Below are 19742 nucleotides of genomic sequence, written 5' to 3' on the forward strand. Positions count from 1 at the left end.
GATACTGGATACGATTAACGGTTTATCCGTATAACCTGAACCGCCGTATACGGAACCGTACGTACGGTGGTGTGAGAGGACGGCGGATGTAAATCCGCCTCCTACTCGATCGCGTTTACCGCTCAATCACAGCCCATTGGCTGCCTTGAACTCACGACGCCGACGGTGAAGCACTGGCTCGGTGTAGCCGTTTGGCTGCCGGGTGCCTTCGACCACCAGTTCGACCGCCGCCTGGAAGGCGATGTTGCTGTCGAAGTCTGGCGCCAGCGGGCGGTACAGCGGGTCGTTGGCGTTCTGGCGGTCCACGACGGTCGCCATGCGCTTGAGGCTTTCCATCACCTGGTCCTGGGTGACAATGCCGTGGCGCAGCCAGTTGGCAATGTGCTGGCTGGAAATACGCAACGTCGCGCGGTCCTCCATCAGGCCGATGTCGTTGATGTCCGGCACTTTCGAGCAGCCGACGCCTTGGTCGATCCAGCGCACCACGTAGCCAAGGATGCCCTGGGCATTATTGTCCAGTTCGTGCTTGATCTGCTCGGGCGTCCAGTTCGGGCTGACTGCCAGGGGAATGGTCAGGATGTCATCCACCGACGCGCGGGCGCGTTTGGCCAGTTCGGCCTGGCGGGCGAACACGTCGACCTTGTGGTAATGCAGCGCGTGCAATGCGGCGGCGGTGGGTGACGGAACCCACGCGGTGTTGGCGCCAGCCATAGGATGAGCAATTTTCTGTTCAAGCATGGCAGCCATCAGGTCGGGCATGGCCCACATGCCCTTGCCGATTTGCGCGCGACCTTGCAGGCCGGTGCTCAAGCCGATATCGACGTTCCAGTTTTCATAGGCGCCGATCCACTTCTCGGCTTTCATGTCGGCTTTGCGCACCATCGGGCCGGCTTCCATGGAGGTGTGGATTTCGTCGCCGGTGCGGTCCAGGAAGCCGGTGTTGATGAAGACTACGCGCTCACTCGCCGCCTTGATGCAGGCCTTGAGATTGATCGTGGTCCGGCGCTCTTCGTCCATGATCCCGACTTTCAGGGTATTGCGGGGCAGGTTCAGCACGTCTTCGACGCGACCGAACAGCTCGTTGGTGAACGCCGCTTCTTCCGGCCCGTGCATCTTCGGCTTGACGATGTACACCGAACCGGTGCGGCTGTTGCGGCGCGAGGTGTTGCCGTTGAGGCTGTGGATCGCCGCAAGACTGGTGATCAAGCCGTCGAGGATGCCTTCCGGCACTTCGTTACCGCCCTTGTCCAGGATGGCGTCGATGGTCATCAGGTGGCCAACGTTACGTACGAACAGCAGCGAGCGGCCATGCAGGGTCACGCCCGAGCCGTCGACGGCGGTGTAGACGCGGTCGGGGTTCATGGTCCGGGTGAACGTCTGGCCGCCCTTGGCGACTTCTTCCGAGAGGTCGCCCTTCATCAGGCCGAGCCAGTTGCGGTAGATCACGACCTTGTCATCTGCGTCGACGGCGGCGACCGAGTCTTCACAGTCCATGATGGTGGTCAGCGCGGCCTCCATCAGGATGTCCTTCACGCCGGCGGCGTCGGTTTGGCCGACTGGGGTGCTGGCATCGATCTGGATTTCGAAGTGCAGGCCGTTGTGCTTCAGCAACACTGCGGTGGGGGCTGAAGTCTCGCCTTGGAAACCGATCAGTTGGGCGTCATCGCGTAGGCCGCTGTTGCTGCCGCCCTTGAGCGCGACGACCAGTTTGCCGTCGACGATCTTGTAGCCGGTGGAGTCGACATGGGAGCCAGCCGCCAGCGGCGCGGCTTCGTCGAGAAAGGCGCGGGCGAAGGCGATGACCTTGTCGCCTCGGACCTTGTTGTAGCCTTTGCCTTTTTCCGCGCCGTCGGCTTCGCTGATGGCGTCGGTGCCGTACAGCGCGTCATACAGCGAACCCCAGCGGGCGTTCGAGGCGTTGAGGGCGAAGCGGGCATTCATCACCGGCACGACCAGTTGCGGACCGGCCATGCGCGCGATTTCATCGTCGACGTTTTGCGTCGTGGCCTGGAAATCCGCCGCTTCTGGCAACAGATAACCAATGTCTTGCAGGAAGGCTTTGTAAGCCACGGCGTCGTGGGCCTGGTCGGCACGAGCCTGGTGCCAGGCATCGATCTGTGCCTGGAAATCGTCTCGTTTGGCGAGTAGGGCTTTGTTCTTCGGGGCCAGGTCATGAATGACCTTGTCGGCGCCGGCCCAGAACGCATCGGCGGTGAGGCCGGTTCCGGGAATGGCTTCGTTATTCACGAAGTCGAACAGGACTTTGGCGACCTGCAGGCCACCGACTTGAACGTGTTCAGTCATTGCTTGCCTCACTCTGCTCAGCTATTTCGCTTTTCAGCTCTTCGATTTTGATAATGAAGCCTCGGGACATTTAAACCACAAACCCCGGAACCAGTACATGCCATCGCTGGCGGCTGGGTGTGCAAGCCTTGCTGACGGGGCTTTTCAGGGATGCGAATGGCCTTAAGCAGACATCGGTGCAACCGGTGTATCGCGGTTATGTAGTGCGCGCTGCGGAATACTACATGATCAATTGCGGTTGTGAAAATTAGACTAATTGCGTCGTTCCGCGACCGACTAAAGCAGTACAGTCACGGCGCGGCACCGGATGTTCTCAAAAAACAGTCGGATTGTTCCAGATAAATCTTTTGAACTGTACACATTGTCTGCCGCAAGGCCTTGCCGGCCTGATCCGCAGCGTTGCCTATACTGTCTCATCCACCCCACAGAGGCTGTGCCATGGACCATCTTGTCATCACTGTTTTTGCACCGGACAAGCCCGGGCAGGTCGAGCGTATCGCCCAATGTATTGCCGAGCATGGCGGTAACTGGCTGGAAAGCCGCATGTCGCACCTGGCCGGCCAGTTCGCCGGGATCCTGCGCCTCAGCGCTCCGGCCGAGTCTCATGAAGAACTGATCGAAGCCTTGCAGGGGCTATCGGCCCACGGCATTCGGGTGTTGATCGCTGAAAATGCGATAGAAGAGTCCTGCACCTGGAAACCCATCGCCATGGAGCTGGTGGGCAACGACCGTCCCGGCATCGTGCGCGACATCACCCGCCTGCTGAGCGAGCAGGGCGTCAACGTCGAGCGACTGGTGACCCATGTTCGACCCGCACCGATGAGCAGCGAATTGCTGTTTCATGCCGAGGCGATTCTTGGCGTGCCTTTGACCTTGTCGCTGGATACGTTGCAGGAACGCTTGGAAACGCTGGCCGATGAACTGATGGTCGAACTGAAACTGAGCGACGAAAGCTGACGCTGGTTATCCAAGGAAACGTTGCGCCTGCCTGTGGATAACCTGTAGAGACCCGCCGCCAGCCCAGGCCCGCCGGGCCTCAGCGAGCAATGGTTAAAAAATCGCCAATTTTCAAGGGCTTGTGCACAAACGGCGGGGATCAGGTTGTGGATAACCTTGGGAAAGATAAGCGCAGGCCACGCCAGACGTGGCCTGTAGGAGTTTGTGCAATTTATGATCAGTTGCGCCGGCGCATGCTCACCACTGCATCCACGCTGTACACCGCCAGGCCGGCCCAGATGAACAGGAACGCAACCAGGGTGCTGGAGGACAAATGTTCATCGAAAAACAGCACCGCGAGCAGCAGCACGAGCGTCGGCGCGATGTACTGCAAGAAGCCCAGCGTGGTGTAGGGCAAGTGCCGTGCTGCGGCGTTGAAGCATACCAATGGTATGAGCGTCACCGGGCCGGCCGCCACCAGCCACCAGGCTTCGGACGTCGTCCAGAACGCCGCTTGGGCGCTGGTGGCTGCTGGATTGAGCAACAGCCAGGCGACAGCAATCGGTACGAGCATCCAGGTTTCCACCACCAGCCCAGGCAGTGCCTTCACCGGCGCCTGCTTGCGGATCAACCCGTAGAAGCCAAAGGTCAACGCCAGCATCAGCGACACCCACGGTAGGCTGCCCACCTGCCAGACCTGCTGCGCTACGCCGAGCGCTGCCAACCCGACCGCCACCCATTGCATGCGCCGCAAGCGCTCGCCGAGGATCAGCATGCCCAGCAGCACGTTGACCAGCGGATTGATGTAATAGCCCAGGCTGGCTTCGAGCATCCGCCCGTTGTTCACCGCCCAGACATAGGTCAGCCAGTTGGCCGCAATCAGCGTGCCGCTCAGGGCGAGGATCGCCAGGCGACGCGGATTGTCGCGCAGTTCACGCCACCAGCCCGGGTGTTTCCAGACCATCAACAAGGCCGCGCCGAACAGGGCGGACCAGAGCACTCGATGGATAATGATTTCCACCGAGGGCACGCTGGCGATGGCTTTGAAGTAAATCGGGAACAGGCCCCAGATAATGTAGGCGCTCAGGCCCAGGATATACCCGCGACGCGGGTTGGCGGCTTGCATGCAGAGTCCTTGCTTAGGCAGCTAACAAAAGCATGATTGTAAGAAGATTTTTCCGGTAACGCTGCTGACCTTTTCGAACGATGGACGTCAGAACAATTTCAGCGGCTCTTCGTTGAGCGCCGCCAGTTGTTCGCGCAGGGCCAGCACCTGATCGCCCCAATAACGCTCGCTGCCGAACCAAGGGAAGCTGCGGGGAAACGCCGGATCGTCCCAGCGGCGCGCCAGCCAGGCGCTGTAGTGCATCAGGCGCAGGGCGCGCAGGGGTTCGATCAGGGCCAGTTCGCGCGGGTCGAAGTCGTGGAACTCCCGATAGCCGTCCATCAGTTCCGACAGCTGCCCCAGGCATTCCTGACGGTCCCCGGCGAGCATCATCCACAGGTCCTGTACCGCCGGGCCCATACGGCAGTCGTCCAGGTCGACGATGTGGAACACCTCGTCGCGACACATCATGTTGCCCGGGTGGCAGTCGCCGTGCATGCGGATGTTCTGGTGGGGCGTGGCGGCGTAGACATCTTCGACACGCTTGAGCAGATCCCTGGCCACTGACTCGTAGGCCGGCAGCAGGCTACGGGGTACGAAACCGCTTTGCAGCACCGTCTCCAGCGAGTCATGACCGAAGTTTTTCACCCCCAGGGCTTCGCGATGCTCGAACGGACGGGTCGCCCCAATCGCATGCAGACGGCCGAGCAGTTGGCCCAGGCGATAGAGCTGGTCGAGATTGCCCGGCTCCGGCGCACGGCCGCCGCGACGGGGAAACAGGGTGAAACGAAACCCTGCGTGTTCGTGCAGGCTTTCGCCGTTGTGGATCAGCGGCGCCACCACCGGCACTTCGCAGTCGGCCAGCTCGAAAGTGAATCGGTGTTCTTCCAGGATCGCTTCGTTGGTCCAGCGCTGCGGGCGATAGAACTTGGCGATCAATGGCTCGGCGTCTTCGATGCCGACCTGGTACACGCGGTTTTCGTAGCTGTTGAGGGCCAGCACGCGGGCGTCGCTGAGGAAGCCAATGCTCTCGACGGCATCGAGGACGAGGTCGGGCGTGAGGGTTTCAAACGGATGGGACATGCTGACTCCTGCGCAGCGGCAGGGCTGCCGCGTCCGACCCAGCATCTTAGCGTAAAGCAGTCCCGATTGATCGGTGGGCGTTCAATCGGTCATTGTGGCGAGGCAGCAAGCTCCCTCGCCACAATGTGTCAGGCGCCGATGACTCCGCCATCCTCCCGGGTAATGACCATCACCGAAGACCGCGGCTTGCCATCAGGCAAGTGCTCGGGGAATGTCGAACCACCGTTTTCACCAGGGTGCTGGATCCCGATGAACATCGTCTTGTAGTCCGGCGCGAAACTGATGCCGGTCACTTCGCAACCCACGGGCCCGACCATGAAGCGGCGGATTTCGCCGCTGTCCGGGTCAGCGCAGAGCATCTGGTTGTTGCCCATGCCAGCGAAGTCCCCAGCGTTGCTGGAATCGCCGTCGGTCTGAATCCAGAGCCGTCCGGCCTTGTCGAAGCCCAGGCCGTCGGGGCTGTTGAACATGTTCTGGGCGTTGACGTTGGACGAGCCGGCTTTGGGCGTGCCGGCGTGTACCGTCGGGTTGCCGGCGACCACGAACAGATCCCAGTCAAAAGTATTGGACGCATGATCGTCGCGCTCGGTGCGCCAGCGCAGGATCTGTCCGTAGACGTTCTTGGCCCGAGGGTTCGGCCCGTCCACCGGTTGGCCGTCTTCGCCGCGCTTGGCGTTGTTGGTCAGGGTGCAATAGACCTGGCCGTCTTTCGGGCTGACCACGATCCACTCCGGACGGTCCATGCGGGTCGCGCCGACGGCACTGGCGGCCAAGCGTGCATGGATCAGCACGTGCGCCTGATCGGGGAAACCTTTGCCGGCGTCGAGGCCATTCTTGCCGTGGGTCAGTTCGATCCACTGGCCCTTGCCTTTCGGATGGTCTGGATTGCCGTCGCCGGCATCGAAGCGCGCCACGTACAAGGTGCCGTGGTCCAGCAGGTCGCGGTTGGCCTTGGCGTTGCCATGGTCGATGCGCTGGCGGCTGATGAATTTGTAGATGAATTCGCCACGCTCGTCATCGCCCATGTACACCACGGCACGACCGTCGTGAGTCTGCGCCAGGGCAGCGTTTTCGTGCTTGAAGCGGCCCAGGGCGGTGCGTTTCACCGGGGTGGACTTTGGATCGAACGGATCGATTTCCACTACCCAGCCATGGCGATTGAGTTCGTTGGGGTTCTTCGCCAGGTCGAAGCGTGGGTCGTGCAGGTGCCAGTTGATTTCGCGGCTGGTGAGGGTGGCACCATAGCGTTTTTGCGCGTCGTCGAATTTCAGCTCGGCGTTGCTGCTGCCGAAGCAATCGGTGAAGTTTTCTTCACAGGTCAGGTAAGTGCCCCATGGCGTCATGCCGTTTGCGCAGTTCTGGAAAGTCCCCAGCGCGTTCTTGCCGCTCTTGTCGGCGCTGGTTTTCAGCAGGTCGTGGCCGGCGGCCGGGCCGCCCAGGCGAATCGGCGTGTTGCCGTGGATCCTGCGGTTGTAGCGCGAGTCCTGGACGAACTGCCACTGGCCTCGACGACGCTGGATCTCGATCACCGACACGCCTTCGCTGGCCTGGGCCTTGTGGACCTCTTCGGCCGACTGCGGCTGGCCGCCGTGGGGGAAAAGGTAGCGGTAGTTGGTGTATTCGTTGTTGATCGCCATCAGCGCCCGGTTGTTGTCGCCGGGAAATGGAAAGAGGCTCATGCCGTCGTTGTTGTCGCCAAATTGCATTTCCTGGGCGCGGGCGGTGCCGTTGCCGCTTGGGTCGAATGCCGGCGCATTTTTTTGCAGCGGCTGGCCCCAGCTGATCAGCACCGAGGCCTTGTAGCCTGACGGCAGCGTGATGGTGTCGGTGGTTGCGGCAGCAATGCTGTCGAAGCCCAGCAGGCTTTTGTTGCCTTCGCTCACGGCGGCGGCCATGACGCTGCGACTCAGCAGGTTGCCGCCCAGGAACATCGCCGCGCCGCACAGGGCGCCGGCGCCGATGAAGCGACGACGGCTCATGCCGACGATCTTTTCCAGGTCGGTGGATTGGTTTTCTTCTAATAGGCTCATCGGGAGGCTCCCTGCTGGTTTTGGCAGTCACCTTAAAGCGAGCACATGAAACTTTTGTTTCAGTGCGCTAAAGCGGTGTGCCCAGCAGCACGTTTGACGGCGAAAACCGCACCTGGACCGGGGAACCGGCAGCCAGGTTTCGCTCGCTTAACTGGAGCGGGGCGGCCAGGGCGCATAGCGTCTGTCCGTTGGGGAGGCCGATGCGCACTTCGCTGGGGCCGTCTTCGGCGGCGGCGATGTGTTCGATTACGCCAGGCAAACTGTTGATCTGCGGACGGCCTGGCTGATCGGCGGGATAAAGCTCCAGCCAGCCGGCCTTGATCAATGCAACCACTTCGGCGCCGATCTCCAACTCCAGGCGCAGCGTACTGTCACGGGTGATCTGCGCTTCGATGACCAACCCTCGCGCCAGTTCCAGGCGTATCCGGTCGTTGTGCCCCTGGGCCTCGATGCGTACGACCTTGCCGTGCAGTTGGTTGCGGGCGCTGGTGCGCAACATCAGACGGCTGAGCAGACCCAGGTCGCTGGCATCTTCGCTGGCTTCCAGCAACTGCGCCTGCAACGCTTGCAGGCGCTGGTAAAGGCGCAGCACGCGCCGGCCCTCTTCGGACAATTTCGCGCCGCCGCCGCCCTTGCCACCGACGCTACGCTCGACCAACGGCTGATCCGCGAGGTTGTTCAGCTCATCGATCGCATCCCATGCTGCCTTGTAGCTCAGCCCGGCGCTTTTCGCGGCCCGGGTGATCGAGCCCTGTTCGGCGATGTGCTGCAACAGGGCGATGCGTTGTGGTCGGCGGACGATGTGCTGGGTCAGGAGCGTGGGCAATGACATGACGGAAACTGTGCGCAGGGGGCGATGCGTCGACGTTGGCTCCTCGGCCGCCGCGCGTCAAGTCGGGTCGCCGGGTTTCGGTGTTCGCGCCAGGCAGTAGACATCGACCCGAGCGGCACCGGCCTCGAGCAGCAGGCGCGCCAACGTCTCAGCCGTGGCGCCGGTGGTGAGTACATCGTCCACCAGCGCCAGGTGCCGATTCTTGAATAACGCGTCGGGCATCAACGCGAAGGCCTGGCGCAGATTGCGACGCCTGGCCCGGGCGTCCAGGGCCTGTTGCGCGGGCGTGTCCTGAATGCGCCGCAGCAGGTTCTCTTCGCAAGGGATCTGCAGCGGCCCGCTTAGCCAACGGGCCAGCAGCGTCGCCTGATTGAACCCCCGCTGGCGCAAACGTCGAGTCGCCAGCGGCACCGGCACCAGCGCATCGGGGCGCTCCAGGCCTTCGTCGAAATGGTGCTGCAGGGATTGCGCGAGCAATTCGCCGAGCAATCGGCCCAGCGGCCACTTCGCCTGATGCTTGAAGCGGGTGATCAGGCTGTCCACCGGAAAATCATAGGCCCATGGTGCCAGGACTCGCTCGTAGGCCGGGGCGCGTGTGGCGCATTGTCCGCAACGCAGCCCGGTCGTGGGCAGCGGAAGGGCACATACGCTGCATTGGCCGCCGAGCCAGGGCAGCTCGCTTTCGCAAGGGGTGCAGATAGGCTGTGGCGTATCGGTGCTCTCGCCACACAGTAGGCAGGATTGTTTGTTTTTTAACCAGATGTAAACCGGTCCTTTGTATCGTGGTTGACAGCGCATGGCTCTTCCTTAAATATGCCGAACATCCGTGTCGCGCCTGTGGGTATTCCATGTCCCAGGCGCCAGCCAAGCATAATCAAGGAAATGCCCATGAGCGCCAGCACCACTGCCAACCTGCGTCATGACTGGTCTTTGGCCGAAGTCAAAGCACTCTTCGTCCAGCCGTTCAACGACCTGCTGTTCCAGGCGCAGACCGTGCACCGCGCGCACTTCGACGCCAACCGCGTCCAGGTTTCCACGCTGCTGTCGATCAAGACGGGTGCTTGCCCGGAAGATTGCAAATATTGTCCGCAGTCCGGCCACTACAACACCGGGCTGGAAAAAGAGAAGCTGCTGGAGGTGCAGAAGGTCCTCGAGGAGGCCGCGCGCGCCAAGGCCATCGGTTCGACCCGGTTCTGCATGGGCGCCGCTTGGAAGCACCCCTCCGCCAAGGACATGCCTTACGTGCTGGAGATGGTCAAAGGCGTGAAAGCCATGGGGCTGGAAACCTGCATGACCCTCGGTCGTCTCGACCAGGAGCAGACCGAAGCGCTGGCCCAGGCCGGCCTGGACTACTACAACCACAACCTCGACACCTCGCCTGAGTTCTACAGCAGTATCATCACCACCCGTACCTACAGCGAGCGTCTGCAGACCCTGGCCTACGTGCGTGACTCGGGAATGAAGATCTGCTCCGGCGGGATCCTGGGCATGGGCGAGTCCCTGGATGACCGCGCCAATCTGCTGATCCAGCTGGCGAACCTGCCGGAGCATCCGGAGTCGGTGCCGATCAACATGCTGGTGAAAGTCGCCGGCACGCCGCTTGAGAATGCCGAGGACATCGACCCATTCGATTTCATCCGCATGCTGGCCGTGGCGCGAATCCTGATGCCCAAATCCCATGTGCGCTTGTCCGCCGGTCGTGAGGCGATGAACGAGCAGATGCAGGCCCTGGCGTTTTTTGCTGGCGCCAACTCGATTTTCTACGGTGACAAGTTGCTGACCACCGCCAACCCGCAGGCGGACAAGGACATGCAGTTGTTCGCACGGCTGGGCATCCAGCCCGAAGCCCGCGAAGAGCATGCCGACGAAGTGCACCAGGCGGCCATTGAACAGGCGCTGGTGGAGCAGAAGAGCAGCGAGCAGTTCTACAACGCAGCGGTTTGAGTGGATGCATAACCCAGTGGGAGCAAGCTGCTGCCACCGGGATCTGTCCAGCCTTTGAATAACGGTTCACCCGAGGCCTGCATGCCCTTCGATCTCGCCGCACGCCTGGCTGCCCGTCGTGCCGAAAATCTTTATCGCCAGCGCCCGCTGCTCGAAAGTCCCCAGGGGCCGGAAGTGGTGGTGGACGGCCAATCGTTGCTGGCGTTCTGCAATAACGATTACCTCGGCCTGGCCAATCATCCTCAGGTCATCGAGGCCTGGCGCGCCGGGGCGTCTCGTTGGGGCGTGGGCGGTGGCGCCTCGCATCTGGTGGTTGGCCACAGCGGACCGCATCACGCCCTGGAGGAGGCCTTGGCCGACTTGACCGGGCGGGCGCGGGCGCTATTATTCACCACCGGATACATGGCCAATCTTGGCGCCGTTACTGCATTGGTCGGGCAGGGCGATACGGTGCTGGAAGATCGTCTTAACCACGCTTCGTTGCTTGACGCCGGGCTGTTGTCCGGTGCCCGTTTCAACCGTTATCTGCACAACGACGCCCAAAGCCTGGCTAACCGTCTGGAAAAAGCCGTCGGCAATACGCTGGTAGTCACCGATGGCGTGTTCAGCATGGACGGCGACATCGCCGATCTGCCGGCCCTGGCCCGCGAAGCCAGGGCCAAAGGGGCGTGGCTGATGGTCGATGATGCGCACGGTTTCGGCACGCTAGGCGCCACCGGCGGCGGTGTCGTCGAACATTTCGGCTTGAGCCAGGACGACGTGCCGGTGCTGGTCGGCACGCTGGGCAAGGCGTTCGGCACCGCTGGTGCCTTTGTAGCCGGTAGCGAGGAATTGATCGAAAGCCTGATCCAGTTCGCACGACCTTATATCTACACCACCAGCCAGCCGCCGGCATTGGCCTGCGCCACCCTCAAGAGTCTTGAATTGCTGCGCAGCGAACATTGGCGGCGCGAGCACTTGCAGGTGCTGATCCGCCAGTTCCGCCTGGGCGCCGAGCAGATCGGCCTGCAATTGATGGACAGCTTCACGCCGATCCAGCCCATTCTGATCGGTGACGCGGGGCGGGCTATGCGCTTGTCGAAAATGCTGCGAGAGCGGGGGCTGATGGTCACGGCGATCCGCCCACCGACCGTGCCGGCCGGCAGCGCCCGTTTAAGGGTAACGCTGACCGCTGCCCACAGCGAAGCCCAGGTGCAACTATTGTTACAGGCACTGGCCGAGTGTGTTGCCCGGCTGGGACCGGAGCCAAGTGATGCGTGATCGACTGATTTTGTTGCCCGGCTGGGGGCTGGGCATTTCGCCGCTCGAACCTCTTGCGGCGGCGCTACGAGGGCTCGACGAGCACTTGCAGGTGGAAATCGAGCCCTTGCCTGCACTGGCATCGAGCGACCTCGATGAATGGCTCGATGAGCTGGATGCCACCTTGCCCCAGGATGCCTGGCTGGGCGGCTGGTCCCTGGGCGGTATGCTGGCATCGGAGCTGGCGGCGCGCCGGGGCGAGCGCTGCTGCGGCCTGTTGACCCTGGCGAGCAATGTTTCTTTCGTGGCCCACGAACAATGGCCGAGCGCGATGGCCGGCGAGACCTTTGATGGATTTCTTGCCGGATGTGCCGCCGACCCGCGCCAGACGCTCAAGCGCTTCAGCTTGCTGTGTGCCCAAGGGTGCAGCGACCCGCGCGGGTTGTCGCGATTGTTGCTCGCCGGTGCACCGACCACGTCGCCCGATGGCTTGATGGCCGGGCTCGAACTGCTGGCGCAACTCGACACTCGTGCTGCGTTGCAGGGCTTTCGCGGTCCGCAATTGCATCTCTTTGCCGGGCTCGACGCCTTGGTGCCGGCCGAAGCGGCCGGTGATCTGCTGGCGTTACTGCCGGATGTCGAAATCGGCCTGATTGAACAGGCCGGTCACGGATTCCTTCTGGATGATCCCCACGGCGTGGCGGGGGCGATCCAGGCTTTTTTGCATGAGTCCGGTGATGACTGATTTGGCTGTTGTGAGATTACCCGGCGCCTTGCCCGATAAACGCCAGGTAGCGGCCTCGTTTTCCCGGGCGGCGGCCAGCTATGACAGCGTCGCGCAATTGCAGCGCGATGTGGGTCAGCAATTGCTCGGGCGTTTGCCGCCGTCATTCAAGCCAGGTCGCTGGATGGACCTTGGGTGCGGCACGGGTTATTTCACTCGGGCGCTGGGCGCGCGCTTTGGCGAGGCGACCGGCCTGGCGCTGGATATCGCCGAGGGCATGCTCAACCATGCCCGCCCCCAAGGCGGCGCGGCGCATTTCGTCGCTGGCGACGCTGAGCGCCTGCCTTTGCAATCGGCGAGCTGCGAGCTGGTTTTCTCCAGCCTTGCGGTGCAATGGTGCGCCGATTTTGCCTCGGTGTTGAGTGAGGCCCATCGCGTCCTGAAACCGGGCGGAATGTTCGCTTTCACAAGTCTGTGTGTCGGCACGCTGTACGAGCTGCGCGACAGCTGGCGGCAGGTGGATGGCCTGGTGCACGTCAACCGTTTCCGTCCATTCGAGACTTATCAACAGCTGTGCGCGACCAGCGGAATGAAGGTCGTCAGTCTTGAAAATCAGCCTCATGTGCTGCATTACCCGCACGTGCGCGGCCTGACCCACGAATTGAAAGCTTTGGGTGCGCATAATCTGAACCCTGGCCGCCCAGGTGGGCTGACGGGCAGGGCGAGGATCCTGGCGCTCGTTGAAGCCTATGAACAGTTCCGTCAGGCCCAGGGTTTGCCAGCGACTTACCAAGTGGTCTACGCAGTGTTGGAGAAACCGCTATGAGCCAGGCTTATTTCATCACCGGCACCGACACCGACGTCGGCAAGACCACCGTTGCGGCGGGCCTGCTGCACGCTGCCCGGCAGGCCGGCATGAGCACGGCCGCGGGCAAACCCGTGGCCTCTGGCTGCGAAGTAACGCCCAAGGGCCTGCGCAACGCTGACGCGTTGGCGTTGCTGGCCGAGTGTTCGGTGCCGCTGACTTATGCACAGGTCAACCCGGTGGCATTGGAGCCGGCGATCGCGCCGCACCTGGCCGCCCGTGAAGCCGGCGTGGCGTTGACGGTGCAGTCGCTGCTCGGCCCGATGCGCGAAGTGCTGGCGTTGGACGCCGATTTCACCTTGATCGAAGGCGCGGGTGGTTGGCGTGTGCCGCTGGCCGGCCAGGACAATCTCTCGGACCTGGCGATAGCGCTGGGCCTGCCGGTGATCCTGGTGGTGGGCGTGCGCCTGGGTTGCATCAGCCATGCGTTGTTGACCGCCGAGGCGATTGCCCGTGATGGCTTGCAGCTGGCTGGTTGGGTGGCCAACATCATCGACCCGGCCACCTCGCGCCTGGAAGAGAACCTGGCGACCCTGGCCGAACGACTTCCGGCGCCGTGCCTGGGTAGAGTGGCGCGCATCCAGAGCGTGACGGCCCAAGCTGTGGCCGAACACCTGCAACTGGATCTGCTGGACTAAAGACGAGCCAAGGTTTTGCCTATGACGAGGCACTGTGCCATTAGTGTTTTTGTCGGGCCTTTTACCGGTGCATCTGTTTCAATGCCGATGTCGACCCTTCAAGAAGACGAGTCCTGCCATGGAAATCTCAGGAAACACCGCGTTCTATGCCGGTCTGAGCACGATTCAGACAGGACAGAACCGCGTCGATCTGGCGTCTGGCCAGATTGCCCACAATACGATTGAACGCTCGGTCACCAGTCAATCGTCCGAGGTCCAGGTTGATCGCTTGCGGTCGGTGGATCGCAGCCAGCAATCGGACCTGTCCAGCAACATGGTCGATCTGGCCCAGGGCAAGTTCCAAGTGCAATTGGGTGTGAACGTTGCGAAGGCTTCCGACGAAATGCTCGGAACGTTGATTGATACCTTTGCCTGATCCGTTCTCCCTGCTTTGCCAAAGCGCCGCGATTATTCGCGGCGTTTTCGTCTCTAAGCCCTTCTCGCTCAACTAATCTTTCCCTGCGTGTTCCGGGCCTGCTTCCTGGCGAAGGATTCTGTCGCCTGCCGTTGCGGCGAGACGATGACGAACGGCAAAAGATCGACGCTTGACAAGCTTTGGGCGTAAACGTATGTTTCAAACAACTGTTTGACCGCTACAACAAATCCACGCGGTCGCTCATCCCCGGTTACATCAGCAGAGGTTTATCGCTATGCCTGACTACAAGGCCCCCTTGCGTGATATTCGCTTCGTTCGTGACGAACTGCTCGGCTACGAAGCGCATTATCAGAGCCTTCCGGCTTGCCAGGACGCAACTCCGGACATGGTTGACGCCATTCTCGAAGAAGGCGCCAAGTTTTGTGAGCAGGTACTGGCTCCGCTGAACCGCGTGGGTGACCTCGAAGGTTGCACCTGGAGCGAGTCCGGCGTGAAAACCCCGACCGGTTTCAAGGAAGCCTACAAGCAGTTCGTCGAAGGTGGCTGGCCAAGCCTGGCCCACGACGTCGAGCATGGCGGCCAAGGCCTGCCGGAATCCCTGGGCCTGGCGGTCAGCGAAATGGTCGGCGAAGCCAACTGGTCGTGGGGCATGTACCCGGGCCTGTCCCATGGCGCGATGAACACTATTTCCGAGCACGGTACGCCTGAGCAGCAAGAGGCTTACCTGACCAAGCTGGTGTCCGGCGAATGGACCGGCACCATGTGCCTGACCGAACCCCACTGCGGCACCGACCTGGGCATGTTGCGCACCAAGGCCGAGCCTCAGGCCGACGGTTCCTACAAAGTCAGCGGCACCAAGATCTTTATCTCGGCCGGTGAACACGACATGGCCGACAACATTGTCCATATCGTTCTGGCACGCCTGCCGGATGCTCCGGCTGGCACCAAGGGGATTTCGCTGTTCATCGTTCCTAAATTCCTGCCGAACGCTGACGGTTCCATCGGTCAGCGCAACGCCGTGAGCTGCGGCTCGCTGGAACACAAGATGGGCATCCACGGCAACGCCACCTGCGTGATGAACTTCGACGCGGCCACCGGTTACCTGATCGGCCCGGCGAACAAAGGCCTGAACTGCATGTTCACCTTTATGAACACCGCACGCCTGGGCACCGCGCTGCAAGGCCTGGCCCACGCTGAAATCGGCTTCCAGGGCGGCCTGAAATACGCTCGTGACCGCCTGCAAATGCGCTCCCTGACTGGCCCGAAAGCGCCGGACAAGGCCGCGGACCCGATCATCGTGCACCCTGACGTGCGTCGCATGCTGCTGACCATGAAGGCCTTCGCCGAAGGTAACCGGGCGATGGTGTACTTCACCGCCAAGCAGGTCGACATCGTCAAATACGGCGTGGACGAAGAAGAGAAGAAGAAGGCCGACGCGCTGCTGGCGTTCATGACGCCGATCGCCAAGGCGTTCATGACTGAAGTCGGCTTCGAAGCGGCGAACCACGGCGTGCAAATTTATGGCGGCCACGGCTTTATCGCCGAGTGGGGGATGGAGCAGAACGTACGCGACAGCCGTATCTCGATGCTGTACGAAGGCACCACCGGCATCCAGGCCCTCGACCTGCTGGGCCGTAAAGTGCTGATGACCCAAGGCGAAGCACTCAAGGGCTTCACCAAGATCGTCCACAAGTTCTGCCAGGGCAACGAAGGCAACGAAGCCGTCAAGGAATTCGTCGAGCCGTTGGCTGCCTTGAACAAGGAATGGGGCGAGCTGACCATGAAAGTCGGTATGGCCGCCATGAAGGATCGCGAAGAAGTCGGGGCTGCCTCGGTGGACTACCTGATGTATTCCGGTTACGCCTGCCTGGCCTATTTCTGGGCCGACATGGCGCGCCTGGCGGCGGAAAAACTCGCTGCCGGCACCACCGAAGAAGCCTTCTATACCGCCAAGTTGCAGACCGCGCGCTTCTACTTCCAGCGCATCCTGCCGCGCACCCGCACCCACGTTGCTACCATGCTGTCGGGCGCCAATAACCTGATGGACATGAAAGAAGAGGATTTCGCGCTGGGCTACTAAGCCTTACGCGGTTCTTCACAAAAGCCGCTGCTTCTTCGCAAGCAGCGGCTTTTTTGTGTCTGTTGCCCCAATCAAGACCGTCGCCACAGGGGTTGCTGTGATCCTGAAACAATATTCATCCAACTGAACCCTAAGAAAACCTCCCGCTCTGCCGTTACAGCGATGGCAGTGTGACATCTGTCACATCCCGCGTGCCTTAATGCTCCAGTTGCAGGCACAATGCCATCTTTGATCAGCCGGGTCGGAGCTTTACCCTTGCCGCGTTTTTCTGCGATGCGTTTCAGCCATTTCCTGCCGTCGACTGTGCTATTGCTTGCGGGGCTGGCGGCTGCCTACGTCAAGGACCTCAACGTTTTCTTCACTTCCCTGTTCAACGTCCTTCCCACGTTGGTGCTGCTATTGGGAGGTGCGTACTGCGCGGTTTACCGACGCCAGCGTGAACTGTTTCTGATGGCGACGGTGTACATCGCTTATTTCCTGCTGGACACCCAGACCGATTTCTACCGCGATAACGGCAAGGTGCGCGAAGACGCAGCTGTGGTGTTCCATCTTGTCTGCCTGTTGCTACCGCTGTTATTCGGGCTGTTCGCGGCGTGGCAGGAGCGCACTCACTTGTTCCAGGATATGGTGGCGCGTTTTGCGGTGCTACTGGCATTTGGTGGCGTGGCCTTGGCCTTGGAGCAAAGTTTTCCCCAAGCCTTGCTGCTGTGGCTCTCGGAGATCCGCTGGCCGGCGTTGCACGGCGCCTGGATGAGCCTGATCCAGCTGTCTTACCCGGTGTTCGCCGCTGCGTTCGCGCTGCTGGCCTGGCAATACTGGCGCAACCCGCGTCCCTTGCACGCGGCGCAACTGGTGGGATTGCTGGGGCTGTTCTGGATGCTGCCAAAGACATTCATCTTGCCGTTCACCCTGAACATCATGTGCAGCCAAGTGATGCTGATGATCGCTGCAGCGGTTGCCCATGAGGCCTATCAAATGGCCTTCCGCGATGAGTTGACCGGCCTCCCGGGCCGTCGGGCATTGAATGAACGCATGCAGCGGCTGGGCCGCAACTACGTGCTGGCGATGAGCGACGTGGACCACTTCAAGAAATTCAACGACACCCACGGCCATGACGTGGGTGATCAGGTGCTGCGCCTGGTCGCCAGCAAATTGTCGAAGATCGGCGGTGGCGGTAGGGCATATCGCTACGGCGGTGAGGAATTTGCCTTGGTGTTCGCAGGCAAGACCATCGATGAATGCATGCCCCATCTGGAAGTCATCCGCCAGTCCATCGAGACGTATGCCATTCAGCTGCGCAATCCCGACAATCGTCCCCAGGACGATCAACAAGGTCGCCAGCGTCGCGCCGGTACTGGCGCCTCCAGCGTCTCGGTGACGGTCAGCATCGGCGTGGCCGAGCGCATCGACCAGCGCACCCCCGAAGAGGTGCTCAAGTCGGCGGATCAGGCGCTCTATAACGCCAAAGGCGCGGGGCGTAACTGTGTGATTGCCTTCGGGCAGAACCGGCGCGGCGCGGTGCGCATGGAGGCCGCCGCGGGTTGAGTGATGACGGCGCATTCAGCGTCTGGACTGTGATTGTGGGCCTTGATCGCCGGCAGTAGGTTGAAACGATCTGCTACCGGAGAAAATCACCATGCCCGAGTACAAAGCTCCCCTGCGCGACATGCGCTTTCTGATCGATCACGTCTTCGATTTCCATGGTCGTTATGCCGAACTGGGCGCCAGCGATGCCAGCCCGGACATGGTCAGCGCGATCTTGGAGGAAGGTGCCCGGTTCTGTGAAAACGTGCTGGCGCCACTCAATCGTCCAGGTGACGAAGAAGGCTGCCATTTCGACAATGGCGTGGTGACGACGCCTACAGGTTTCAAGCAGGCTTTCGCACAATACGTAGAAGGCGGCTGGCACGGTCTGGCGGCGGACCCGGCTTATGGCGGCCAGGGCTTGCCCTGTTCCCTGGGTCTGGTCATCAGCGAAATGATCGGCTCCAGCAACACGTCCTGGGGCATGTATCCGGGCCTGACTCACGGCGCCATGTCGGCCATCCACGCCCACGGCACCGAACAGCAGAAACAGACCTACCTGAGCAAACTCACCGCCGGCCAGTGGACCGGTACCATGTGCCTGACCGAGGCCCACTGCGGCACCGACTTGGGCATCATCAAGACCCGCGCCGTGCCCCAGGCCGACGGCAGCTACGCGATCTCCGGCAGCAAGATCTTCATTTCCGCCGGCGAGCACGACATGAGCGACAACATCATTCACCTGGTGCTCGCCAAGTTGCCGGACGCCCCCGCCGGAACCAAGGGCATTTCGCTGTTCATCGTGCCCAAGTTCCTCCCCGACGCCACGGGCGAGGCCGGCGAGCGCAATGATGTTTCCTGCGGATCGATCGAACATAAGATGGGCATCAAGGCATCGGCCACCTGCGTGTTGAACTTCGATGGGGCCAAGGGTTTCCTGATCGGCGAGCCGAACAAAGGCCTCAACTGCATGTTCACCATGATGAATCATGCCCGCCTTGGCACCGGCATGCAGGGCCTGTGTCTCGGCGAAGCAAGTTTCCAAGGCGCGATCAAGTACGCCAATGATCGTTTGCAGATGCGCTCGCTGACCGGTCCCAAGGCGCCGGAAAAAGTTGCCGATCCGATCATCGTTCATCCCGACGTGCGCCGGATGCTGCTCACCATGAAGGCTTTCAATGAAGGCAACCGGGCGCTGACGTATTTCACCGCGCAGTTGCTCGACACCGCGCACTTGAGTAGCAACGAAACCGCCCGCCAGGAAGCCGAAGACCTGCTGGCCTTCCTGACGCCGATCTGCAAAGCCTTCATGACCGACACCGGCCTGGAGGTGACCAACCACGGTATGCAGGTCTTCGGCGGCCACGGCTTCATTCGCGAATGGGGCATGGAGCAACTGGTGCGTGACTGCCGCATCGCGCCGATCTATGAAGGCACCAATGGCATCCAGGCCTTGGACCTGCTGGGGCGCAAGGTCTTGGGCAGCCAAGGCAAGTTGCTGCGCGGCTTCACCAAAATCGTCCACACCTTTTGCACCGTTAATGCCGGGCACCCGCAGCTCAACGATTACCTTGCTCAACTCGACGGACTCAACCGGCAATGGGGCGAACTGACCACCCAGGTCGGTATGGCTGCCATGAAAAACCCGGATGAGGTGGGGGCCGCCTCGGTGGATTACCTGATGTACAGCGGTTACATCATCCTGGCCTACCTGTGGCTGCGCATGGCTTTGGTGGCTCAGTCGCAACTCGACAGTGCCCAGGGCGACGCGGATTTTTGCCGGGCAAAACTGGCGACTTGTGAGTTTTATTTCAAACGATTGCTACCGCGGACAGCCGCTCATCGTGCCGCCGTCGAGGCGGGAAGTGATTGCCTGATGAAGTTGCCGGCGGAGCTATTTGCGCTTTGACGGAGGACGCATTTTGGTAATGGAGCTTGCCCCGCAGGGCTGTGGAGCGGTCCCTCATGGAGGTGACCAAAAATAACAAAATAGTCACTGCTTGACTCTATGTGTCTCAAAAGT

The 19742-nt window shown here is 61.5% G+C and carries 16 protein-coding genes; 10 read left to right on the top strand and 6 right to left on the bottom strand.

From position 1 onward, the window contains the following. Positions 1-126 precede the first annotated feature (126 nt). Positions 127-2304: a malate synthase G gene (locus HU762_RS23905; protein ID WP_186641116.1), complete on the bottom strand. Its 2178-nt coding sequence runs from the start codon at positions 2302-2304 to the stop codon at positions 127-129. Positions 2305-2742: 438 nt separating this feature from the next. Between HU762_RS23905 and HU762_RS23910 the strand changes: the two genes are divergently transcribed. Continuing rightward, positions 2743-3261 carry an ACT domain-containing protein gene (locus tag HU762_RS23910; protein ID WP_186641117.1) on the top strand — a complete coding sequence of 173 codons (519 nt, stop codon included), beginning with the start codon at positions 2743-2745 and terminating at the stop codon, positions 3259-3261. A gap of 217 nt (positions 3262-3478) precedes the next feature. Here the strand turns inward: HU762_RS23910 and rarD are convergent, their stop codons facing one another. The 5 genes from rarD to HU762_RS23935 form a co-directional block, all read right to left on the bottom strand. Further along, positions 3479-4366, bottom strand: a complete 888-nt coding sequence (gene rarD, locus HU762_RS23915) for an EamA family transporter RarD (RefSeq protein ID WP_186641118.1) — start codon at positions 4364-4366, stop codon at positions 3479-3481. An 87-nt stretch (positions 4367-4453) separates the two neighbouring features. Beyond that, positions 4454-5428 (bottom strand): serine/threonine protein kinase, encoded by a 975-nt coding sequence (locus tag HU762_RS23920; RefSeq protein ID WP_186641119.1) that lies wholly within the window; start codon positions 5426-5428, stop codon positions 4454-4456. Positions 5429-5556: 128 nt separating this feature from the next. After that, complete coding sequence (locus HU762_RS23925) at positions 5557-7458, bottom strand: PhoX family phosphatase (protein ID WP_186641120.1); 1902 nt, start codon at positions 7456-7458, stop codon at positions 5557-5559. A gap of 67 nt (positions 7459-7525) precedes the next feature. Next, positions 7526-8290: a TOBE domain-containing protein gene (locus HU762_RS23930; protein WP_186641121.1), complete on the bottom strand. Its 765-nt coding sequence runs from the start codon at positions 8288-8290 to the stop codon at positions 7526-7528. 57 nt (positions 8291-8347) lie between these two features. Then, complete coding sequence (locus tag HU762_RS23935) at positions 8348-9088, bottom strand: ComF family protein (protein ID WP_186641122.1); 741 nt, start codon at positions 9086-9088, stop codon at positions 8348-8350. Between the two features lie 90 nt (positions 9089-9178). Here HU762_RS23935 and bioB point away from each other — a divergent pair, with 90 nt between their 5' ends. The 9 genes from bioB (at position 9179) to HU762_RS23980 (ending at position 19628) form a co-directional block, all read left to right on the top strand. Then, the gene (gene bioB / locus HU762_RS23940) at positions 9179-10234 is read left to right on the top strand and encodes a biotin synthase BioB (RefSeq protein WP_186612847.1); all 1056 of its coding nucleotides are present in this window, start codon (positions 9179-9181) and stop codon (positions 10232-10234) included. 81 nt (positions 10235-10315) lie between these two features. Beyond that, a complete protein-coding gene (gene bioF / locus HU762_RS23945; RefSeq protein ID WP_186641124.1) occupies positions 10316-11494 on the top strand; it encodes an 8-amino-7-oxononanoate synthase in 1179 nt (392 codons plus the stop codon). Then, positions 11487-12218, top strand: a complete 732-nt coding sequence (locus HU762_RS23950; protein ID WP_186641126.1) for an alpha/beta fold hydrolase — start codon at positions 11487-11489, stop codon at positions 12216-12218. The genes bioF and HU762_RS23950 overlap by 8 nt, the downstream gene beginning before the upstream one ends. Then, positions 12211-13023: a malonyl-ACP O-methyltransferase BioC gene (gene bioC / locus HU762_RS23955; RefSeq protein ID WP_186641128.1), complete on the top strand. Its 813-nt coding sequence runs from the start codon at positions 12211-12213 to the stop codon at positions 13021-13023. Before HU762_RS23950 ends, bioC begins: the two co-directional genes overlap by 8 nt. Next, positions 13020-13700, top strand: coding sequence for a dethiobiotin synthase (bioD, locus tag HU762_RS23960; protein WP_186612837.1), 681 nt, complete (start codon positions 13020-13022; stop codon positions 13698-13700). Before bioC ends, bioD begins: the two co-directional genes overlap by 4 nt. A 118-nt stretch (positions 13701-13818) precedes the next feature. Beyond that, positions 13819-14115 carry a pyrroloquinoline quinone biosynthesis protein PqqE gene (locus HU762_RS23965; RefSeq protein ID WP_186641130.1) on the top strand — a complete coding sequence of 99 codons (297 nt, stop codon included), beginning with the start codon at positions 13819-13821 and terminating at the stop codon, positions 14113-14115. A gap of 274 nt (positions 14116-14389) precedes the next feature. Continuing rightward, positions 14390-16195, top strand: a complete 1806-nt coding sequence (locus HU762_RS23970) for a phenylacyl-CoA dehydrogenase (protein ID WP_186612834.1) — start codon at positions 14390-14392, stop codon at positions 16193-16195. 255 nt (positions 16196-16450) lie between these two features. Continuing rightward, complete coding sequence (locus HU762_RS23975) at positions 16451-17740, top strand: GGDEF domain-containing protein (protein WP_186641132.1); 1290 nt, start codon at positions 16451-16453, stop codon at positions 17738-17740. A 91-nt stretch (positions 17741-17831) separates the two neighbouring features. Continuing rightward, entirely contained in the window at positions 17832-19628 is a 1797-nt protein-coding gene (locus HU762_RS23980; protein ID WP_186641134.1) for an acyl-CoA dehydrogenase C-terminal domain-containing protein, read from the top strand. Positions 19629-19742 lie beyond the last annotated feature (114 nt).

Source organism: Pseudomonas sp. SWRI92, assembly GCF_014268685.1.
Taxonomy (GTDB): domain Bacteria; phylum Pseudomonadota; class Gammaproteobacteria; order Pseudomonadales; family Pseudomonadaceae; genus Aquipseudomonas; species Aquipseudomonas marvdashtae.